22 protein-coding genes are annotated in these 20972 nt (G+C 66.6%); 14 read left to right on the top strand and 8 right to left on the bottom strand.

The window, feature by feature from the left end; translation table 11 throughout:
- Positions 1-153 precede the first annotated feature (153 nt).
- From BUB76_RS12350 to BUB76_RS12320, 7 genes are all read left to right on the top strand, one after another.
- Positions 154-1536, top strand: a complete 1383-nt coding sequence (locus BUB76_RS12350) for a substrate-binding protein (RefSeq protein ID WP_073129095.1) — start codon at positions 154-156, stop codon at positions 1534-1536.
- 65 nt (positions 1537-1601) lie between these two features.
- Complete coding sequence (locus BUB76_RS12345; RefSeq protein ID WP_073129094.1) at positions 1602-2639, top strand: branched-chain amino acid ABC transporter permease; 1038 nt, start codon at positions 1602-1604, stop codon at positions 2637-2639.
- Positions 2640-2717: 78 nt separating this feature from the next.
- Positions 2718-3926: a branched-chain amino acid ABC transporter permease gene (locus BUB76_RS12340; protein WP_073129120.1), complete on the top strand. Its 1209-nt coding sequence runs from the start codon at positions 2718-2720 to the stop codon at positions 3924-3926.
- A 12-nt stretch (positions 3927-3938) separates the two neighbouring features.
- Positions 3939-4697 (top strand): ABC transporter ATP-binding protein, encoded by a 759-nt coding sequence (locus tag BUB76_RS12335; protein WP_073129093.1) that lies wholly within the window; start codon positions 3939-3941, stop codon positions 4695-4697.
- 93 nt (positions 4698-4790) lie between these two features.
- On the top strand, positions 4791-5540 hold the full coding sequence (locus tag BUB76_RS12330) for an ABC transporter ATP-binding protein (RefSeq protein WP_073129092.1): 750 nt from the start codon (positions 4791-4793) through the stop codon (positions 5538-5540).
- Positions 5541-5631: 91 nt separating this feature from the next.
- Positions 5632-7587, top strand: a complete 1956-nt coding sequence (gene acs / locus BUB76_RS12325) for an acetate--CoA ligase (protein WP_073129091.1) — start codon at positions 5632-5634, stop codon at positions 7585-7587.
- A 608-nt stretch (positions 7588-8195) separates the two neighbouring features.
- A complete protein-coding gene (locus BUB76_RS12320) occupies positions 8196-8540 on the top strand; it encodes a hypothetical protein (RefSeq protein WP_073129090.1) in 345 nt (114 codons plus the stop codon).
- On the opposite strand, the gene BUB76_RS12315 is transcribed toward BUB76_RS12320, so the two are convergent.
- Complete coding sequence (locus tag BUB76_RS12315) at positions 8537-9379, bottom strand: urea carboxylase-associated family protein (protein ID WP_073129119.1); 843 nt, start codon at positions 9377-9379, stop codon at positions 8537-8539. The two genes, BUB76_RS12320 and BUB76_RS12315, sit on opposite strands and share 4 nt — an antisense overlap.
- Positions 9366-9617 carry a hypothetical protein gene (locus BUB76_RS12310; protein WP_073129089.1) on the bottom strand — a complete coding sequence of 84 codons (252 nt, stop codon included), beginning with the start codon at positions 9615-9617 and terminating at the stop codon, positions 9366-9368. The genes BUB76_RS12315 and BUB76_RS12310 overlap by 14 nt, the downstream gene beginning before the upstream one ends.
- 175 nt (positions 9618-9792) lie before the next feature.
- On the opposite strand from BUB76_RS12310, the gene BUB76_RS12305 reads away from it, so the two are divergent.
- From BUB76_RS12305 to aat, 4 genes are all read left to right on the top strand, one after another.
- Positions 9793-10077: a hypothetical protein gene (locus tag BUB76_RS12305; protein WP_073129088.1), complete on the top strand. Its 285-nt coding sequence runs from the start codon at positions 9793-9795 to the stop codon at positions 10075-10077.
- Positions 10078-10244: 167 nt separating this feature from the next.
- Positions 10245-10724 carry an acetyl-CoA carboxylase biotin carboxyl carrier protein gene (gene accB / locus BUB76_RS12300; RefSeq protein WP_073129087.1) on the top strand — a complete coding sequence of 160 codons (480 nt, stop codon included), beginning with the start codon at positions 10245-10247 and terminating at the stop codon, positions 10722-10724.
- 9 nt (positions 10725-10733) lie between these two features.
- A complete protein-coding gene (gene accC / locus BUB76_RS12295) occupies positions 10734-12080 on the top strand; it encodes an acetyl-CoA carboxylase biotin carboxylase subunit (RefSeq protein WP_073129086.1) in 1347 nt (448 codons plus the stop codon).
- Positions 12081-12090: 10 nt separating this feature from the next.
- Positions 12091-12732 (top strand): leucyl/phenylalanyl-tRNA--protein transferase, encoded by a 642-nt coding sequence (aat, locus tag BUB76_RS12290; RefSeq protein ID WP_073129085.1) that lies wholly within the window; start codon positions 12091-12093, stop codon positions 12730-12732.
- Here the strand turns inward: aat and BUB76_RS12285 are convergent.
- Genes BUB76_RS12285 through BUB76_RS12275 form a run of 3 tightly spaced genes read right to left on the bottom strand, consistent with a single transcriptional unit; the run spans position 12699 to position 13879 of the window.
- Positions 12699-13082: a DUF2155 domain-containing protein gene (locus BUB76_RS12285; RefSeq protein WP_073129084.1), complete on the bottom strand. Its 384-nt coding sequence runs from the start codon at positions 13080-13082 to the stop codon at positions 12699-12701. The genes aat and BUB76_RS12285 overlap by 34 nt on opposite strands.
- The gene (locus BUB76_RS12280) at positions 13079-13462 is read right to left on the bottom strand and encodes an NADH:ubiquinone oxidoreductase subunit NDUFA12 (RefSeq protein WP_073129083.1); all 384 of its coding nucleotides are present in this window, start codon (positions 13460-13462) and stop codon (positions 13079-13081) included. The genes BUB76_RS12285 and BUB76_RS12280 overlap by 4 nt, the downstream gene beginning before the upstream one ends.
- 42 nt (positions 13463-13504) lie before the next feature.
- Complete coding sequence (locus BUB76_RS12275; RefSeq protein ID WP_373280055.1) at positions 13505-13879, bottom strand: RidA family protein; 375 nt, start codon at positions 13877-13879, stop codon at positions 13505-13507.
- An 85-nt stretch (positions 13880-13964) separates the two neighbouring features.
- Here BUB76_RS12275 and BUB76_RS12270 point away from each other — a divergent pair, with 85 nt between their 5' ends.
- Positions 13965-14354: a hypothetical protein gene (locus tag BUB76_RS12270; RefSeq protein WP_073129082.1), complete on the top strand. Its 390-nt coding sequence runs from the start codon at positions 13965-13967 to the stop codon at positions 14352-14354.
- Between the two features lie 60 nt (positions 14355-14414).
- On the opposite strand, the gene clpX is transcribed toward BUB76_RS12270, so the two are convergent.
- From clpX to BUB76_RS12255, 3 genes are all read right to left on the bottom strand, one after another.
- Positions 14415-15680: an ATP-dependent Clp protease ATP-binding subunit ClpX gene (clpX, locus tag BUB76_RS12265; protein WP_073129081.1), complete on the bottom strand. Its 1266-nt coding sequence runs from the start codon at positions 15678-15680 to the stop codon at positions 14415-14417.
- Positions 15681-15834: 154 nt separating this feature from the next.
- Positions 15835-16455, bottom strand: a complete 621-nt coding sequence (locus tag BUB76_RS12260; RefSeq protein WP_073129080.1) for an ATP-dependent Clp protease proteolytic subunit — start codon at positions 16453-16455, stop codon at positions 15835-15837.
- Positions 16456-16550: 95 nt separating this feature from the next.
- Positions 16551-17666, bottom strand: a complete 1116-nt coding sequence (locus tag BUB76_RS12255; protein WP_073129079.1) for an iron-containing alcohol dehydrogenase — start codon at positions 17664-17666, stop codon at positions 16551-16553.
- A gap of 154 nt (positions 17667-17820) precedes the next feature.
- Here BUB76_RS12255 and BUB76_RS12250 point away from each other — a divergent pair, with 154 nt between their 5' ends.
- Together BUB76_RS12250 and glpD are read left to right on the top strand one after the other, a co-directional pair.
- Complete coding sequence (locus tag BUB76_RS12250; RefSeq protein WP_073129078.1) at positions 17821-18972, top strand: FAD-binding domain-containing protein; 1152 nt, start codon at positions 17821-17823, stop codon at positions 18970-18972.
- A 138-nt stretch (positions 18973-19110) separates the two neighbouring features.
- Entirely contained in the window at positions 19111-20733 is a 1623-nt protein-coding gene (glpD, locus tag BUB76_RS12245; RefSeq protein ID WP_073129077.1) for a glycerol-3-phosphate dehydrogenase, read from the top strand.
- The last annotated feature ends 239 nt before the right edge of the window (positions 20734-20972 follow it).

The raw sequence follows: 20972 nt of genomic DNA, 5'->3' as shown, positions 1-20972 counted from the left end.
TATTGTTCATTAATTTACAGAAAAACCGATACTCATCAATGCCTTGTTGAGACGTTTGCGGATCTCCGTATTAATCGTGCCATCCTTGTAAAAGGGTGGGTCCGCGCGGAGGAATCACGGTCGCGGACGAAAAAACCAAACGGGAGGACTTCCATGACGTCATCTAACTTCACACGTCGCGGCCTGCTGAAGACCGGCGCCGCCTCGGGCACCGTTCTGGCGACGCCGACGATTTTCACCGGGGCCGCCTGGGCCGAAGCGCATACCGGCTTCACCAACGCACCGCAGGGCGACACCGTCACGCTGGGCTTCAACGTGCCCCAGTCGGGCCCTTATGCCGACGAGGGCGCGGACGAACTGCGCGCGTTCGAGCTGGCCGTCGAGCACCTGAACGGTGAAGGCGACGGCGGCATGCTGAACACCTTCTCGTCCAAGACGCTGGAAGGAAACGGCATCAACGGCAAGCGCGTCGAGTACGTGACCGGTGACACCCAGACCAAGTCGGACGCCGCGCGCGCCTCGGCCCGCTCGATGATCGAAAAGGACGGCGCCGTGATGGTTTCGGGCGGCTCGTCCTCGGGCGTGGCCGTGGCCGTCCAGGCGCTGTGCCAGGAAGCCGGCATCATCTTCATGGCCGGTCTGACCCACTCGAACGACACGACGGGCAAGGACCGCAAGGCCAACGGCTTCCGCCACTTCTTCAACTCTTACATGTCGGGCGCCGCGCTCGCGCCGATCCTGGCCGCACAGTACGGCACGGACCGCAAGGCGTATCACCTGACGGCCGACTACAACTGGGGCTACACCACCGAGCAGGCGGTCCGCGAATCGACCGAGGCGCAGGGCTGGGAAACCGTGAACGCGGTGAAGACCCCGCTGACCCAGACCGACTTCTCGTCCTACATCACGCCGGTCCTGAACTCGGGCGCCGACGTGCTGGTGCTGAACCACTACGGCGGCAACATGGTCAACTCGCTGACCAACGCCGTGCAGTTCGGCCTGCGTGAAGCCACCGCCAACGGCAAGCAGTTCGAGATCGTCGTGCCGCTCTACTCCGAGCTGATGGCGCAGGGCGCGGGCGAGAACATCGCCGGCATCCTCGGCAGCCAGAACTGGGACTGGAAGCTCGAGAACCAGCTGGGCGAGCGTTACATCGGCACCAACGCCTTCGTGCAGTCCTTCGGCAACAAGTATGGCCGCCCGCCGAGCCAGGCCGCCCATACCTGCTACGTGCAGACGCTGCTGTATGCCGACGCGGTCAACCGTGCGGGCAGCTTCAACCCCTGCGCGGTGGTCGAGGCCCTGGAAGGCTTCGAGTTCGACGGCCTGGGCAACGGCCCGACGCTGTATCGCGCCGAAGACCACCAGTGCTTCAAGGACGTCGTCGTGGTGCGCGGCAAGGAGAACCCCGAGAACGAGTTCGACCTGGTCGAAATCGTCGAGGTCACGCCGACGGACCAGGTCACCTACGCGCCTGATCACCCCCAGTTCGGTGGCGACGACGCCACGCTGGGCGAGTGCAACCCCGGCGCCTGAGCCGAGACCCGCGGGCGGCCCCAGGGCCGCCCGCCCTTCCCCACCCAAATTAACGGAATGGAGCCATGGACGGACTCATCCTTCAGATCCTCAATGGCCTGGACAAGGGCAGCGCCTACGCGCTGATCGCACTGGGCCTGACGCTGATCTTCGGCACCCTGGGTGTCGTCAATTTCGGCCATGGCGCATTGTTCATGATCGGCGCCTTCTGCGCCGTGACCCTGCAGCGCATTTTGAACCTCGGCTTCGTGGACGAGGGCGCGACATCGTCCAGTGTCGGCGGCTTCTCGTTCGGCGGCGCGCAGGAAACCCCGTATGTCGAGCACTGGTTCGGCGAGGCCGTGGGCGGCACGATCATCGACTGGTCCGTGCCCCTGGCCATTCTCTTCGCCATCCCCGTCATGATGCTGGTGGGCATCGCCATGGAGCGGGGTCTCATCAAGCATTTCTACAAGCGCCCGCACGCGGACCAGATCCTGGTGACCTTCGGCCTGGCCATCGTGCTGCAGGAAGTGGTGAAGTTCTACTTCGGCGCCAACCCGATCCCGACGCCCGCGCCCGACGCCTTCACCGGCTCGTTCGATTTCGGCGTGCTGATCGGCTATGACCCGTTCACCATCGTCTATCCCTACTGGCGCCTGGTCTATTTCGTCTTCGCGATGGTCATCATCGCCGCCGTCTTCGGCTTCCTGCAGTTCACCACCTTCGGGATGGTGGTCCGCGCCGGCATGGCCGACCGCGAAACCGTGGGCCTGCTGGGCATCGACATCGACAAGCGCTTCACCATCATGTTCGCAATCGCCGCCTGCGTCGCCGGTTTGGCGGGCGTCATGTACACGCCGATCAACTCGCCCAACTACCACATGGGCATGGACTTCCTCGTCCTCAGCTTCGTGGTGGTGGTCGTGGGCGGCATGGGGTCGCTTCCGGGCGCCGTGCTGGCGGGCTTCCTGCTGGGCATCCTCGAAAGCTTCGCCTCGATGGCCGAGGTCATCGATATCGTGCCCGGCATCAACCAGATCATCATCTACCTAGTCGCCATCGTCATTCTGCTCACCCGGCCGCGTGGCCTGATGGGCCGCAAGGGCGTGATGGAGGAATAAGCCATGACCGATCAAACCACCGACACCCGCATGGACGCGACCCGACCGCGCGCGTCCGCGGCTCACAAGAGCAGCGGCCTGCTGGGTCTGACCGGCAAGGACCTGGGGCTGTTCATCATCGTGGCACTGCTGACGATCCTGGCGCCGTTCATCTTGAACCCCTTCCCCGAAGGCAGCGCGCTGGCGCAGTTCAACGGCGGCTATCCCGACCTGATGCAGCGTTTCGTGATCTTCGGGATCTTCGCCATCGGCTTCAACATCCTGTTCGGCCTGACCGGCTATCTCAGCTTCGGCCACGCCGCCTTCCTGGGCGTGGGCTCCTACGCCGCGATCTGGATGATGAAGCTGCTGACGCTGAACGTCATCCCGGCGATCATCATGTCGATCGTCTTCGCCGGGATCTTCGCCCTGATCGTCGGCTACATCTCGCTGCGGCGGTCGGGGATCTACTTCTCGATCCTGACGCTGGCCTTCGCGCAGATGAGCTACGCGCTGGCCTACTCGGTGCTGACCCCCATCACGGGCGGCGAGACCGGGCTGCAGCTGAAGGCCACCGACACCCCGCTGCTGTCGAACCTCGGCCCCACCGAGATCGGGCGCGCCAACTTCTTCGGCGTCGACATGCGCGCGAGCTACGAAATGGCGATTGGCGACTGGCTGTTCACCTTCAACGCCGGCTACTACATCGCGGCCGTCTTCATGCTGCTCAGCTTCTACCTGGCGATCCGGCTGTTCCGTTCGCCGTTCGGGATGATGCTGCGCGCCGTGAAATCGAACCAGCAGCGCATGAACTACACCGGGCTGAACTCGCGCCCCTATACCCTGGCGGCCTTCGTCATCTCGGGCATGTATGCCGGTCTCGCCGGCGGCCTGATGGTCGCGATGGACACCCAGGTGGGCCCCGAGCGGATGTTCTGGACCGCCAGCGGCGAGGTGGTGCTGATGACCATCCTCGGCGGCGCGGGCACCCTGATCGGCCCGGTGCTGGGCGCGGGCATGATCAAGTACATGGAAAACATCGTGTCCAAGATCAACGACGGCATCCTGCACCAGTGGTTCGCCTTCATGCCCGACGGGATCGAGGATTTCCTGGTCTTCGTTATCCATCCCTTCATCGGCAAGGGCTGGCACCTGACCCTGGGCCTTCTGTTCATGCTGGTCGTGATCTTCCTGCCCGGCGGGCTGGTTGAGGGCGGACAGCGCATCGCATCGGTGTTCCGCCGCAAGGAGACCAAGACGTCCACCGTCGAGAAATCCGCGGCCGAACAACAGCAGCACTCGGAATAAGGAGCCGGACCCATGGGAATCCTTGAAGTCAAGAACGTGGGCAAGCGCTTCGGCGGGTTGCAGGCCCTGGGGGACGTGAACCTCAGCGTGAAGGAAAACACCTGCCACGCGATCATCGGGCCCAACGGGGCGGGCAAGTCCACCCTGCTGAACTGCCTGATCGGCAAGCTGATCCCCGACACGGGCAGCGTCATGTTCGACGGCCAGTCTGTGCTGGGGCGCAAGCCGCACGAGATCAACCAGATGGGCATTTCCCGGGTGTTCCAGACACCCGAGATCTTCGGAGACCTGTCGGTGTTCGAGAACGTGATGATCCCCTGCTTCGCCAAGCGGGACGGATCGTTCCGGATGCACGCCTACGAGTCCTGCGACGCCGAGACCGACATCATCGCCAAGGCCGAGGCGATGCTGGACGAAGTCAACATGCTGGAAAAGCGCAATGTCGTGGCCTCGTCCCTGTCGCGCGGCGACAAGCGGCGGCTCGAGATGGCCATGTGCCTCAGCCAGAAGCCCAAGCTGCTGCTGCTGGACGAACCCACCGCCGGCATGGCGCGGGCCGATACCAACAACACCATCGACCTGCTGAAGACCATCAAGGCCAAGGGCGAACTGACCATGTGCATCATCGAGCACGACATGCACGTGGTCTTCTCGCTCGCCGACCGGATCACGGTGCTGGCCCAGGGCACGCCGCTGGTCGAGGACACGCCCGAGAACATCAAGGGCCACCCGAAGGTCCGTGAAGCCTACCTGGGCGAGGCCGAGGTCTAGGGGCCGCCGCGGCGCGGGCCCGCCCCGCGCCGTGTTTCTTGAGCAATACGGAACGGTCTTCTTGCGAAGATCGCCGGGAGGAGACGAAAGACCATGAACGCGCCCTTCAACAAGCACGCCAACAACGCGGCCACCGCGCCGGCTTTCCTGAGCGTCGCCAATATCGAGGCCTATTACGGCGAGAGCTACATCGTCCAGGACGTGAGCTTCAACGTCCACGAGGGCGAGATCCTGGCCCTGCTCGGCCGCAACGGCGCGGGCAAGACCTCGACCCTGCGCGCCATCGCGCGGCTCGACAACCCGGCGCTGCGCCACGGCGAGATCTGGCTTGACCACCAGCCCCTGCACGAGATGCGGTCCCACCAGGCCGCCGCCGCGGGCATCCAGCTGGTGCCCGAGGACCGGCGCATCATCCCCGGCCTCACGGTCGAGGAGAACCTGCAACTGGCCCAGATCGCGCCGCCCAAGGGCTGGGGGATCGAGCGGGTGTACGAGCTGTTTCCCCGCCTCAAGGAGCGCCGCCGCCAGGAAGGCGTGACGCTCTCGGGTGGCGAGCAGCAGATGCTGGCCATCGCCCGGGCGCTCTGCCGTGACATCAAGGTGCTGCTGCTGGACGAGCCCTACGAGGGGCTCGCCCCCGTGATCGTGCAGGAGATCGCCAAGACGCTGAACATCATCCGCGACCAGGGCATCACGACCATCCTGGTCGAGCAGAACGCGGTGGCCGCGCTCAAGCTCGCCGACCGGGCCGTGATCCTCGACACCGGGTCGGTGGTCTATGACGGCTCGGCCCAGGAGGTGCTGGACGACGAGGCGCTGCGCGCCGAGTACCTGGCCATCTAGGACGAATTTACGAGGGCCCGCCCCGCTCCGCCCGGATAGAGCCGGGGGGCGACTGGCCTATGTGCCCGCACAAGTGAAGGAGGAGGAACCGATGCCAGAGACCGACGTGGAAAAACACGCGCCCAGCCCCGATTTCGTCAAGACGGCGCACGTGGATGCCGCCAAGTACGAGGAAATGTATGCCGCCTCGATCGCCGACCCGGACGCGTTCTGGGGCGAGCACGGCAAGCGCATCGACTGGATCAAGCCGTATACCAAGGTTAAGAACACAGATTTCACCTATGGCAAGGTCGACATCCGCTGGTTCGAGGACGGCACGCTGAACGTGGCCGCCAACTGCATCGACCGCCACCTGAAGGACCGCGGCGACCAGACCGCCATCATCTGGGTCCCGGACGAGGATGACGGCAGCGACCAGCACATCACCTACCAGCAGCTGCACGCCCACGTGGGCAAGTTCGCCAACGTCCTGAAGGAAATGGGCGTGGGCAAGGGCGACCGTGTGGTGATCTACCTGCCGATGATCCCCCAGGCGGCCTATGCCATGCTGGCCTGCGCGCGCATCGGCGCCATCCACTCGGTGGTCTTCGCGGGCTTCTCGCCCGATGCGCTGGCCAGCCGCGTGAACGGCTCCGAGGCCAAGGTGGTCATCACCGCCGATGGCGGCCCCCGCGGCGGCCGCGTCACCGCGCTGAAGGACAATGCCGACAAGGCTTTCGCCAAGGTCAATCACGACGCCAAGATGCTGGTGGTCAAGCGCGCGGGCAACGACATCTCTTGGACCCAGGGCCGCGACCACTGGCTGCACGAGATGGAGGACAAGGTCTCCGACGACTGCCCGGCCGAGGAGATGAACGCCGAGGATCCGCTGTTCATCCTCTACACCTCGGGCTCGACCGGCCAGCCCAAGGGCGTGGTCCACAGCCAGGGCGGCTACATCGTCTATACCGCGATGACCCACCAGTACACGTTCGACTACCACGACGGCGACATCTACTGGTGCACCGCGGACGTGGGCTGGGTGACCGGCCACAGCTACATCGTCTACGGGCCGCTCGCCAACGGCGCGACCACCGTGATGTTCGAGGGCGTGCCCACCTATCCCGATGCGGGCCGCTGCTGGAAGGTCTGCCAGGACCACGGCGTGAACCAGTTCTACACCGCCCCCACCGCCATCCGCGCGCTCATGGGCAAGGGGACCGAGTTCGTCGAAAAATACGACCTGTCGTCGCTGAAGGTCCTGGGCACGGTGGGCGAGCCCATCAACCCCGAGGCCTGGAACTGGTACAACGACGTGGTCGGCAAGGGGAAATGCCCCATCGTCGATACCTGGTGGCAGACCGAGACGGGCGGCCACATGCTGACCCCCCTGCCCGGCGCGACGCCCACCAAGCCCGGCTCGGCCACGCGCCCCTTCTTCGGCGTGCAGCCCGTGGTGCTGGATCCCGAAAGCGGGAAGGTCAAGGAAGGCAACGGCGTCGAGGGCGTGCTGGCCATCGCCGACAGCTGGCCGTCGCAGATGCGCACGGTCTACGGCGACCACGACCGGTTCATGAACACCTACTTCCAGCAGTACAAGGGCTACTACTTCACCGAAGACGGCTGCATGCGCGACGAGGACGGGTACTACTGGATCACCGGCCGCGTGGACGACGTGCTGAACGTGTCGGGCCACCGCATGGGCACCGCCGAGATCGAGAGCGCTCTGGTCGCCCACAAGGCGGTGAACGAGGCCGCGGTGGTCGGTGTGCCCCACGACGTGAAGGGCCAGGCGATCTACTGCTACGTGTCGCTCATGGACGGCAATCAGCCCTCGGACGAGCTGAAGAAAGAGCTTCAGGACTGGGTCCGCGGCGAGATCGGCCCAATCGCCAAGCCCGACTACATCCAGTGGGCGCCCGGCCTGCCCAAGACCCGCTCGGGCAAGATCATGCGCCGCATCCTGCGCAAGGTCGCCGTGAACGAGCACGACCAGCTGGGCGATACCTCCACCCTGGCCGAGCCCGAGGTGGTCGACGACCTGATCGAGAACCGGCTGAACAAGTAACCCGAGGTTCTGAACGAGTACCGGGCGCGGGGCGAAACCCCCGCGCCTTTTTTTGTGTGGAAGTGCTTGCTGGCGAAGGATCTCGGGCCGTCGCGGAAGGGAGGGTGGGGAGGTTACGCTCGCAGCGACTTGCGCGTTGGTCGGCTATGCGGACGTAGCTGCAGTTCCATTCGCCTGCACGAACGTTAAGACCGCAAACCAGGCAATGCCAAAAGCGAATAGCAGAAACACTGTGAGGCAAATAATGAATGAAGCCCATCTAACAGGCTTTGATCGCTGGATCTTAGCCCATATGCCCATACCTAGTAGCTCCGCTAAGTCCTTTTGAAGTTTGAAGTATCCGCCTTCTTCATGCTCGGGGGTTCTAAACCGTGCGTAGCTTTAACCTACCAATGCTCCTGAGAATAAAGTCCCTACGAGGCAAAGACACAAAGCAAGTGCTGGAGGCATGATCTCTGCCATAGCGCCATGCGTGACGGTCACACGCACGAAGCACCCAAGACGCGAGCCGTCAAGTATAGGCTCGAAGCAGGGGTTCGCGACCTATGTCGACAGGTCTGCAATGGCCTGAAAACTTCGACACCACCTCTCCCCCCAAGAAAGCCCCCATGCCCCGCAAGGATTACCCCGAAACCCCCGATGGCCGCTACTTCGTCTCCAAGGGGCGGTTGTGGCGGAAGACCGATCCGTCCCTCGACGACAGCGAACGGCGCGCGGCGGTGAAGGCGCTCATGCAGGCGCGGCGCGATGTGGGGCGGGCCGAGACCGAGGCCCAGGAACGCGACGCCCGTGACCGGATGGACGCGGCCAAGAAGCGGCTGGGCGAGCGGGGACCGGTCTGGTGGGACGACGGTGCGCCAGACGAGACGCGCAAGGCGCCCTGGAACTCCAGCTACGCGGAGTGGTGGGACGGGCTCGACGACGACGCAAGGGCGCGCGGCAACCCCGACTAGCGCCCGTGGCTGCCGTCGTAGCCGCTGACCTCGGGCGTCTGCCAGTTGCGCAGCACGTCGTCGGCGGGCCGCAGAACCTCCATGCTTAGCGCGTGGCAGACCGCGGTGTCCGACGAATGCTCGGCTCCGCAATCGCCGCCGGGGCACGCGCTCAGCACCGCCAGCAGGTCGATCCCGGCCAGAAGGTCCAGGTGATCGCCCGCCCGCGCGGGGCTGGCCTTCATGAAATACCGCCCCTCGTCGGCGGTGAAGCCCGTGCACATGAACACGTTCAGCACGTCGTGCACGTAGGGCTCGGACTCGGGCAGGCTCAAGCCGGTGGCGTCGGCCAGCGCGCGGGTCAGGTTGGAATGGCAGCAGTGGTGATAATCACCGCCGCCCAGCAGGTGCGCGGTGTAGGGGTCGCAGCGCGTTCCGATCACGTCATGCACCCGCCCGCCGAACGCGTCCGTGCCGTACCAGTCCAGGCTGTCGGCGATCACCGTCGCCATGGGCCGTAGGTAGGGAAACCCCGACCACAGCCGGTCGCCGACGTCGACATGAGTGCCGTGCAGCGCCCGCGTCTTGCCGCTGTAGAACCGCTCGGACAGGTTGCCGTCGGCGAACAGGTTCAGGTCCCCCACCTGCGCGCCGTCGGGGCAGGCGATACGCAATACGTGGCCCGCGGGCACACGGATGGCCGCCGCATCGCGTGGCGGGACGCGCACGTGGTCGACCGCGCGCAGATCGGACCTGACACGGGCAATGCGGTCGGCATCGACCGGCGGCAGGGCATCGGTGGTATAGCAGATGACCGGCGCGACCGCGCGCCGGCGGTCGGCGTCGTCAGGTGACGGCATCGCCATCGCAGACCTGCTGGCCGGTGGCATCGCGCAGCGGAATGCCCGTGGGGGTTGCAGACGCCTCGAGCGCGAGGCCCCAGCATCCGTTCGAATCCCGGATCAGGAAGCCGGGGTTCATGCCCTGCGGCAGCGCCGCCAGCGCGGCGGCCGAGGGCTGCGCGCTCCGCCCACCCGTTGCTTCGACACATCCCGTGAGGGCGACCAGCGCCGTGACCAGAATTAGCTGACGTCTCACCCGGCGCCCCCTTTCAAATCCATATCGCGGCGACGCTACCATGGCCCCCCGGGGGGTCAAGCAGGCCGCTTTTGGGAAATTTGTCGGCGGTTTCGATTGTGGCATTAAGGTTCTGTTCACCTCCCGGAGCCAGATTAAGAGGAAGTTAACCTCAACGCCCCGAGGCCCCCGCCCCATGCTGTCCGTCGACACACCGCCCGACATCGCGATGTTCCGCCTCGCCGGGCTGCGCCAGGCCGCACGGCGCGAGGCGCGCAGGCTCGAGGCTGCGGCGGGATCGCGGTCGGAATACTACGCGGACCCCGCCCCCGCTCCGGTGGCCGCGGGACCCGTGCGAAGGCTCGCCCTGACACGGGTGCCCTCGCTGCCGCTGCCCCCGCCGGCCCAAGGCGCGCGGACGGCGAACTATGCCCCGGTGACGGGGGCGCCGCGCGAAAGGCAACTCGACGCGCTGTTCTAGGCGGTCCTCCCGTTCCTTTGCATGCCGCCGGCCCCGGTTCGCGACGCGTCCGGCCGCCCGTGTTGGCCCCGAAGACCCAACCCGCTTTCCACCTGCGGCCGGCTGCCCTATATGTGGCGATTGACAGGCTCCGGAACACACGGGGCGGCAGAGGGAACGAGGAATGCATGGCCGACAACCCGCACAAGAATGACGTGAGCTTCATCAAGGCACTGGCCGAGCTGCTGCGCGAGAACGATCTGACCGAATTGCGGGTCAAGCGGGAATACGGCGAGGACGACAGCCTGGACGTGCGCGTGAGCCGCGAAAAGCACGTGGTCGCCCAGGCCACCGCCGCGCCCACCCCGGCCCCCGCGCCGGCCCCCGCCGCGCAACCCGCGCCCGAGCCGGTGAACGACGACCCGGCCAGCCAGCCCGGCGCCGTGACCTCGCCCATGGTGGGCACCGTCTACATGGCACCCGAACCCGGCGCGGCCAATTTCGTGTCGACCGGCGACACCGTGAGCGAAGGCCAGACGCTGCTGATCGTCGAGGCCATGAAGACCATGAACCACATCCCGGCGCCGCGCGCGGGCAAGGTCAAGCGCATCCTGATCGAGGATGGCGCCCCGGTGGAATTCGGCGCCCCCCTGATGATCATCGAATAAGGCGCAGGCATGTTCGACAAGATCCTGATCGCCAACCGCGGCGAAATCGCCCTTCGCGTCATCCGGGCCGCCCGCGAGATGGGCGTGGCCACGGTGGCGGTGCATTCCACCGCCGACTCGGACGCGATGCACGTGCGCATGGCCGACGAATCCGTGTGCATCGGCCCGCCCTCGGCCGCGCAAAGCTACCTGAGTTTTCCGGCCATCATCTCGGCCTGCGAGATCACGGGCGCGCAGGCGATCCATCCCGGCTATGGCTTCCTGTCCGAGAACGCCAATTTCGTGCAGATCGTCGAGGATCACGAGCTGACCTTCATCGGCCCCCGGGCCGAGCATATCCGCATGATGGGCGACAAGATCACCGCCAAGGACACGATGAAGAAACTGGGCGTGCCCTGCGTGCCAGGCAGCGATGGCGGCGTCGCCGACCTGGACGAGGCCGGGAAAGTCGCCGGCGACATGGGCTACCCGGTCATCATCAAGGCCACCGCCGGCGGCGGCGGGCGCGGCATGAAGCTGGCCCGGTCCGAGGGCGAGCTCGAGCAGGCCTGGTATTCCGCCCGGTCCGAGGCCAAGGCCGCGTTCGGCAACGACGAGGTCTATATCGAGAAATACCTGGGCACCCCGCGCCATATCGAGGTGCAGGTCTTCGGCGACGGCAAGGGCAACGCCGTGCACCTGGGCGAGCGGGACTGCTCGCTGCAACGTCGCCACCAGAAGGTCTTCGAAGAGGCGCCCGGCCCCGCCATCACCCCCGAACAACGCGCCGAGATCGGCCGCACCTGCGCCGAGGCCGTGGCGAACATCAACTATGCCGGCGCCGGAACGATCGAGTTCCTGTTCGAGGACGGCCAGTTCTATTTCATCGAGATGAACACCCGCCTCCAGGTCGAGCACCCGGTGACCGAGGCCGTGTTCGGCGTGGACCTGGTGCGCGAGCAGATCCGCGTTGCCGCCGGGCTGCCCATGTCGTTCACGCAGGACGACCTGCGGATCAACGGTCACGCCATCGAGGTGCGGCTGAACGCGGAAAAGCTGCCCAGCTTCAGCCCCTCGCCCGGCAGGATCTCGCAGTATCATGCGCCCGGCGGCCTGGGCGTCCGGATGGACAGCGCGCTCTACGACGGCTACCGGATCCCGCCCTACTACGACAGCCTGATCGGCAAGCTGATCGTTCACGGCCGCGACCGGCCCGAGGCGCTGTCGCGCCTCAGCCGCGCCCTGGGCGAGTTGATCATCGACGGCGTGGACACCACCGTGCCGCTGTTCCATGCCCTGCTGCGCGAGCCCGCCGTTCAAAGCGGCGACTATACCATCCACTGGCTCGAGCACTGGCTCGAAACCAACCTGCAGTAACGGCGGCGGGATGCAGCGCATCTCGCCGGATCTCCTGGTTCAGGCCTACGCCCAGGGCGTGTTCCCCATGGCCGACAGCCGCGAGTCCGCGGACGTGTTCTGGGTCGATCCGCAATTGCGCGGCGTCCTGCCCCTGGACGGCTTCCACCTGTCGCGGTCGTTGCGCAGGACCATCCGCCGGGCGCCTTTCGACATCAGCTTCGACCGCGATTTCGACGGCGTGATCGCGGGCTGCGCGGACCGGGACGAAACCTGGATCAACGACGAGATCGCGGCCTCCTACGGCCTTCTGCACCGATCGGGGCTCGCCCATTCCATCGAGCTTTGGGACGAAGATGGCGCACTGGCCGGAGGGGTCTATGGCGTCAGCCTCGGCGCGGCGTTCTTCGGCGAATCGATGTTTTCGCGCCGCCGCGACGCGTCGAAGATCGCACTGGCCTACCTGGTGGACCGGTTGCAAAGCTGCGGCTATCGGCTGTTCGATACCCAGTTCATCACGCCGCACCTGGCCTCACTCGGCGGTGTCGAGATCTCGCGCGCCGAGTACCGCAAGCGCCTGGCCGCCGCGCTGTCCGAGCGGGCGCAGTTCCGGGCCGATCTGCCGATACCGACGCCCGATCAGCTGGTGCAGCGCATGACCCAGACGTCGTAACGGCGATCCTCGAGCGCGTTCAACGCCGGGGACGAGGCGACCATCCATCCCGCGAACCGCGGCTCTGCCACGCCCGCGTCACGGATCACGAGATAGGCATAGGCGTTGCCCGACGGGTTCTCGACCGGGTAGCGACACTCGCCCAAGGTCACCTGCAGCCGCCCAACCTCCTCGGTGTCGCCCTGCGTCAGCGAAATGTCCCGCACCTGCCCCGTCGTCTTGTCGAGGCTGCGCAGCACGACGCCCGCCGCCCGGTCGGTGCGGTCCTGCGCGACGATCGTGTCGCGGAACTGCGCCGTGGCGGGCACCGCCGTCACGGCCAGCGCCAGCGCCGCCATGATCCGGATCATTCCGGGCTCCACGCCTCGTAATCGGCGCGCGGCTTGGGCTCGGGGTTGCGGATCGACCCGGCGGGCGCATAGGCCGCGGGCGTGCCGGTCAGGTTGGGAACGTGCGGCTTTTCCCACTTGCGGTGGGTCAGCGGGCGTTCGGTCGGCGGTTCGTTCCAGGTGTGGTGCAGCCAGCCGTGCCAGTCGGGGTCGATGCGGCTCCCCTCGACCTCGCCGTTGTAGATCACCCAGCGGCGCGACCCGTCGGCGTTCTGGTAGAACACGTTGCCCTGCCCGTCTTCGCCCACCTTGGTGCCGTGGCGCCAGGACCAGATACGGGTGTTCAGCGTGGCGCCGTCCCACCATGTGACCGCGCTGAGGATCTTTTTCAGAATGCCCATGGAGCCTCCTTCGGATTGTGCCAGATATGGCCCAGAGCGGCCTCAACGTCCAGAGGGTTGGCGGGCCGTCACCTCGATCTCGATCCGCATCTCGGGGGCTTGCAGGCGCGCCGACATCATCGTCGCCGCCGGGGGCGCGTCTCCGAAGGCCGCGCGCGTGACCGGCCAGCAGGCGGGCCAGTCGTCGGGGTCGGGCAGAACATAGGTCACCCGGACCACGTCGCGCAGACTCGCGCCCAGCTCGGCCAGGGCGCCTTCGATGGTGGCCAGCGCGTTGCGGCATTGCTGCGCCACGTCCTGCGGCATCTCCATGGTCGCGTAATCATAGCCGGTGGTCCCGGCCACGAAGATCCACCCATCGCAGGCCACCGCGCGAGAATATCCGATCCGCGTCTCGAACGGGGAATTTGTCGTCACACGCCGCACAATGTCCTCGGGTTGCCCAAATTTTGCCTGATCCTTCCACAACCTTGGGGGCAAGAGCCAGCAAAGAAGTCATCCCATGCGCCTGATCAAACTCACCCTCTTCGGATGCGGTCTCATCGCCGTCGCGACCCTGTTCAGCGCGGGGGGCGCCACCGGCGTGATCCCAGTCTCGACCGCGTCACCCATCGCCGGCGCGGCGCTGAGCGCGGCCGGCGCCACCGCGCCCTCGACGGCGCCGAGCCTGCTGGAGCGGACGGTGCGCCTGACCCTGCGCATGGCCCGCGAAATGGAAGAAAAGCGGGGCGAGGATGGCACCCGGTTCCAGAACAGCTTTGCCGAGAACGAAGATGGCCGCCGTGTCCTGAAGCTGGAGCCGGTCGGTGCCGTCCCGGCACCGGACCGGGACCTGGCCGGGCTGGCCGCAAATCAATCCAAGAGCCTGCCGGTCCCGCGCGCCCGCCCCTGAGCGCCGGGGCGCGTTGCCGTAAATAAAAAACGCCGCGCCCGGGGGCGCGGCGTTTCGGGGTCAACCGGCGCTGGCCGGCGTGCCCGTTTTCTTGCTTTCGGAATATATCATCAGCGGGGCCGCCTCCGAGGTCACGGCCTCCTCGTTGACGACGACTTCGTCCACGCTGTCCATGCCCGGCAGGTCGAACATCGTGTCGAGCAGGATGTCCTCCATGATCGACCGCAGGCCGCGTGCGCCGGTCTTGCGCTCGATCGCGCGCTTGGCGATGGCAGTCAACGCGTCGTCGGTGAAGGTCAGCGCGGCGTCTTCCAGCTCGAACAGGCGCTGGTACTGCTTGACCAGCGCGTTCTTCGGCTTGGTCAGGATGGTGACCAGCGCGTCCTCGTCCAGATCCTCGAGCGTGGCGATCACCGGAAGGCGACCGACGAATTCGGGGATCAGGCCAAACTTCAGCAGGTCTTCGGGCTCGAGCTCGGTGAACATCTCGCCCACGCCCCGCGCCTCGGCGTCCTTGACGTCGGCGCCGAAACCGATGGCGCTGCCCTTGCCGCGCTGGCTGATGATCTTCTCGAGCCCCGCGAAGGCGCCGCCGCAGATGAACAGGATGTTCGTGGTGTCCACCTGCAGGAATTCCTGCTGCGGGTGCTTGCGCCCACCCTGGGGCGGCACGCTGGCCACGGTGCCTTCCATTATCTTCAGAAGGGCCTGCTGCACGCCCTCGCCCGACACGTCGCGCGTTATGGACGGATTGTCGGACTTGCGGGTGATCTTGTCGACCTCGTCGATATAGACGATGCCGCGCTGCGCGCGCTCGACATTGTATTCGCTGGCCTGGAGAAGCTTCAGGATGATGTTCTCGACATCCTCGCCCACATAGCCCGCCTCGGTCAGCGTCGTGGCGTCGGCCATGGTGAACGGCACGTCGAGGATCCGCGCCAGCGTCTGCGCCAGCAGCGTCTTGCCGCAGCCCGTGGGGCCGATCAGCAGGATGTTCGACTTGTTCAGCTCGATGTCGGATTTACCGGCGTGGTTCAGCCGCTTGTAGTGGTTGTGCACCGCCACCGACAGGACCCGCTTGGCGTGCAGCTGGCCGATCACGTAGTCGTCGAGGACTTCGCAGATTTCCTTGGGCGTGGGCACCCCGTCCGAGGCCTTCAGTCCCGCCGACTTGGTCTCTTCGCGGATGATGTCCATGCACAGCTCGACGCATTCGTCGCAGATGAACACGGTGGGACCGGCGATGAGCTTGCGCACCTCGTGCTGGGATTTCCCGCAGAAGCTGCAGTAAAGCGTGTTCTTGCTGTCGCCTGAATTCGTAGCCATCGTCTATCCTTCCGGGCCGCCAGACCCGTTGCGTCGTCTTTGCCGGGGACAGAATTCCCCGTGGCTTCTCCACCCTTTCGGGCAGACTAGGGCACCGCCCAGAGGCCCGCAATCGCAAAAACCTGCGTCGCGGGCCGCCGGGAAACGGGCCCCGTCAGTCGTCGCCCTTGGCGCGGTTTTCGACGATCTCGTCGATCAGGCCCCACTCCTTGGCCTCCTCGGGGGACATGAAATTGTCCCGCTCCAGCGCGTCGACGACCTTCTTCATGGGCTGGCCGGTATGCTTGACGTAGATCTCGTTCAGCCGGTCCTTCAGCTTCTGCGTCTCCTGCGCGTGGATCATGATGTCGGTGGCCTGGCCCTGGTAGCCGCCCGAGGGCTGGTGCACCATCACGCGGCTGTTGGGCAGCGAGAACCGCATCCCCGGCTCGCCCGCCGTCAGCAGCAGCGACCCCATCGAGGCCGCCTGCCCCACCACCAGCGTGCTGACCGGCGGCTTGATGTACTGCATGGTGTCGTAGATCGACAGGCCGCTGGTGACGACGCCACCGGGGCTGTTGATATACATGCTAATCTCTTTCTTGGGATTCTCGGCCTCGAGATGCAGCAGCTGCGCCACGATCAGCGACGACATGCCGTCGTGGACCGGCCCCGACAGGAAGATGATCCGTTCCTTCAGAAGCCGCGAGAAGATGTCGTAAGCACGCTCGCCCCGGCTGGTCTGCTCTACGACCATGGGGACGAGATTCATCATGTGCTCGATGGGGTTTTGCATGTGCCTGCCTTCAGCTTGGGTGTGATCGCGAATAATGTGCGTCGGGTTGACAGAGTCTTAGTAGCGCGCCCTGCCAGCCGCAAGGGACGGCCCGTTCACCACGCCGAGCGCATGAGGTCGATCAGCGTCCCGGTCGAAAGCGTCACCGGGTTGCCCTTCATCGACGACGATCCCTGCGCCGCCTCTGCCACGTCCGACAGGTCGTCCTCCGACAACCCCATGTCGCCAAGCCCCGGCAGGCCCGCGTCGCGCGACCAGCGGGCCAGGTCCGCGCCGCCCAGCGCCGCGTCGATCCAGACCCGCACTTCGGCGATCCGCTCCGCCAAGGCGCCATCGGCGGCCGCGGCGTTGGCGTCCATCACATGCGGCAAAAGCGCGCCGCAGACTGCCCCGTGCGGCGCTTGCGCCACGCCGCCGATGGGCCCGGCCAGCCCGTGCACCGCGCCCAGCCCCGCATTGGCCAGCGCGAGGCCCCCCGACAGGCTGCAATAGGCCAGCGCATCGCGCGCATCCGGATCCTCGCCCTCCATCAGCCGCGCCAGCGCCGCCAGACCGCCCGGGATGGCGGCGCGGCAGAGCGCGTCGGTCAACGGGTTCGCCTTCGCGCTCAGGTAGGGCTCGATCACCTGCGTCACCGCGTCCAGCCCCGAAGCCAGCGTCACCCCGCGCGGCGCGCCGTCGGTCAGCTCCGGGTCCACCACGGCCAGGTCCGCCAGCATCCGGTCGTCGCGCAGGCTGACCTTGCGCCGCGCCTCGGGCACCCCGATGACCGCGTTCTTCGTGACCTCGGCCCCGGTGCCGGCGGTGGTGGGCAGCGCGACGAACGGCAGCGGCGCAGCCTCCAGCGGCAGCCCCTTCCCCACGACCTCCAGGTGATCCATCAGCGGCCGGGGGCTGGGTCGCAGCCCGGCGATGGCCTTGCCGGTATCGATCACCGCGCCGCCCCCCAGGGACACGATCACCTCGGCCCCCTCGGCCGCCGCCACGCCCGCCTGGATCGTCGCGACATCGGGCTCCCCGCTCACGGCGAAACGGTCCACGGTGCAGCCCTCGGCCGCCAGCGCCTCGGCCAGCCAGTCCGAGCGCGCCGCCGTGCCGCCGCCCACCAGCAGGACCCGGCGGCCCAGCGCGGCGACATCGGGCGCGACCGCGCGCGCCGTGCCCCTCCCGAACCGGATTTCGGTCGCGGTGCGAAACGTGAATGGTGTCATGGTGTCCCTCCTTGCCGTGAGGATCTGGCGCGCCGCCTCCGGAACGCCACCACCCCCGGCTTCATCTTTCCACAAATACCTGGACGCGACATCCGACCCCGGCGCGACATGCGGCCCTCTCGCCCCGCCGGATCCGCCGCCTATCTCGGCCGCCATGGAGCATGATTTCGTCCCCACCCGCCAGGCCGGCCTCGACCGGCTGTACGCCTTCGCCCCGGATGCCGGCGCGCGCTACGCCGCGCAACGCAACTTCGACAGTCCCGAGGGGGTGAGCCAGCTCTCGCCCTACCTGCGCCACCGCCTGTTGACCGAACCCGAGGTCATCGCCGCCGTGCGCGACATTCACGGCGAACGCGACGCCGAGAAGTTCATCCAGGAGGTCGTCTGGCGCAGCTACTTCAAGGGCTGGCTCGAGCTCAGGCCATCGGTCTGGGCCGACTACCGCCTGGGCCTGAAGGCCGCGCGCGACCGCATCGCGACCGAGGGCGGGCTGCGCAAGGGATGGGAACAGGCCTGCGCGGGCGCCACCGGCATCGACTGCTTCGACCATTGGGCGCGGCAGCTCACCGGCACCGGCTGGCTGCACAACCACGCGCGCATGTGGTTCGCCTCGATCTGGATCTTCACCCTGCGCCTGCCGTGGGAGCTCGGGGCCGATTTCTTCCTGCGCCACCTGCTCGATGGCGATCCGGCGTCGAACACCTGCTCGTGGCGGTGGGTCGGCGGGTTGCACACGCGCGGCAAGCACTACGTGGCCCGCGCCGAGAACATCCGGCGCTATACCGGCGGCCGCTTCGACCCGAAGGGCCAGTTGAACGAGACACCCGATCCGCTGGACGGCCCGCCCCTGCCCGAGACGCGCACTCTGCCGGACACGCCCGCGCCCGAGCCCGGCCTGCGCACGGGCCTTCTGCTGGTCGAGGACGACCTTACCCCGGACCTGCCCGCGCGCGATTTCGCCGCCACCGCGACGCTCAGCGGTGCGGCCCATCGCTCGCCGCTCAAGGTCGCGCCGGGCGTGCTGGACTTCACCGACGCCGCGCTGGCCGATGCGCGCGACCGGCTGGCCCCGGACGCCACGCCGCTTTTGGATGCCGACGCGCTCGCCACCTGGGCGCGGGAGAACGCGCTGGAACAGATCGTCACGCCCTACACGCCCACCGGCCCGGCGCGCGACCTGCTCGAGGGCAGCGGCCTGCCCGTCGTCCCGGTGTTGCGCGACTGGGATCGCGCGGCCTGGCCCCACGCCACGGCCGGGTTTTTCAAGGTGAAAAAGCAGATCCCGAAGCTCCTCTCGGCGGTCTGACAGCGCGTGCGATTGCCGCGAAATTCAGCGGATGCCGCCGCGTTGGGCCGCAATTCGGCGCACCCCCCTGCATCTTCGCGCCAGACGCGCTATGCTACGCAAAACAGCAATGCGCAGAATTGACCGGGGGGACCGACCATGGCCGAGACCCAAGACAGCAAGATCCACGACCTTTTCGTCATCGGTGGCGGCATCAACGGCACCGGCATCGCCCGTGACGCCCAGGGCCGCGGCCTGAGCGTGGCGTTGGCCGAAATGGGCGACCTGGCCGGGGCTACCTCGTCGAAATCAACGAAGCTTTTCCACGGCGGGCTGCGCTATCTCGAATTCTTCGAAATCGGCCTGGTGAAAAAGGCGCTGGTCGAACGCGAGGTCCTGCTGGAAGCCATGCCGCATATCAGCTGGCCCATGCGCTTCGTCCTGCCCTATTCGCCCGACATGCGGTTCGAGGGCGACACTCCCACCTCGCGCCTGCTGGGCTGGACCATGCCGTGGCTGAAGGGGCGCCGGCCCTCGTGGCTGATCCGGCTGGGGCTGTTCATGTACGACAACCTGGGCGGGCGGAAATACCTGCCCGGCACCAAGACGCTGGACCTGACGACCGCACCCGAAGGCGGCCCGATCAAGGACCGCTTCAAGAAGGCTTACGAGTACAGCGATTGCTGGGTCGAGGACTCGCGCCTCGTCACGCTCAACGCGCGCGACGCCGAGATCCGTGGCGCCCGCATCATGACACGCACCAAGGTCACCAGCGCCGAGCGGCGCGAGGGGCTGTGGCATATCACGGTCGAGGACACCGAGAGCGGCACCTCCGAGACCATTCGCGCCCGCGGGCTGGTCAACGCTGGCGGCCCCTGGGTCGAGAACGTGGTGAAGAACACCGTGCGCATGAACTCGTCTGAGGGCGTTCGCCTGGTCCGCGGCAGCCATATCGTGACGAAGAAGCTCTACGATCACGGCAAGTGCTACTTCTTCCAGGGCGAGGACGGGCGCATTATCTTTGCCATCCCCTACGAGACCGATTTCACGCTGATCGGCACCACCGACAAGGATCACGGCCACGACCCGACCGTGAAGCCCGAATGCACCCCCGAAGAGGCGCAGTATCTTTGCGACTTCGCCTCGAACTACTTCGAGCAGGACATCACCCGCGACGACGTGGTCTGGACCTATTCCGGCGTGCGCCCGCTCTACGATGACGGCGCGAAATCGGCGACGGCGGCCACGCGCGACTATGTCCTGTCGCTGGATGCCGGGCCCGCCACCGATGGCGGCCTGGGGTCCGAGCCGCCGCTGCTGAACGTCTTCGGCGGCAAGATCACGACCTACCGCAAGCTGGCCGAACAGGCGATGGCCAAGCTGCGCCCGTTCTTCCGCGACATGCCCGAGAACTGGACCGCCGGCATCCCCCTGCCCGGCGGCGATTTCCCGGTGGACGGCGTGAAGAAGCTGACCGACGACCTGAAGAAGGCCTATCCGTTCCTGGGCGACTACCAGGCCGGGCGGCTGATCCGCGCCTACGGCACCGAGGCGAAGGATATCTGCGGCGACGCCAAGTCGGCCGAGGATATGGGCCGCGATTTTGGGGGCACCCTGACCGAGGCCGAGGTGCGCTGGCAGATGGATCACGAATACGCCCGCACCGCCGAGGACGTGGTCTGGCGCCGCACGAAGCTGGGCCTTCGGATGAGCGCCGACGAGATCGCCGCGCTGGATCAATGGATGGCCGAGGCCCGCCGTCCCGCCCAGGCCGCCGAGTGACGACGGGGCGAGCCAGCCGACCGGACTTCGAAAGAAACGTTTGCGATAGTCGGCCCGTCGATAACGTCTCCAATCCAAGCTCTTATGCGGGTTTCCCCGTTTGAGGGCCGTTTGAGATCCCGGAGCATTTCGATTTCCCGCGTCGCATTGCGCGATCCGTGGTATCATCGTCGTTGACCCACGGGGCGCGGAGATTGCGGGGGATCACCGATGGCATTGCTGACCGATGACCGGATCTG

Origin of the sequence: Palleronia salina, from assembly GCF_900141995.1 — a bacterium.
GTDB lineage: Bacteria > Pseudomonadota > Alphaproteobacteria > Rhodobacterales > Rhodobacteraceae > Palleronia > Palleronia salina.
The sequence above is the reverse complement of the archived record's forward strand: the minus strand, read 5'-3'. Positions and strand labels throughout refer to the sequence as shown.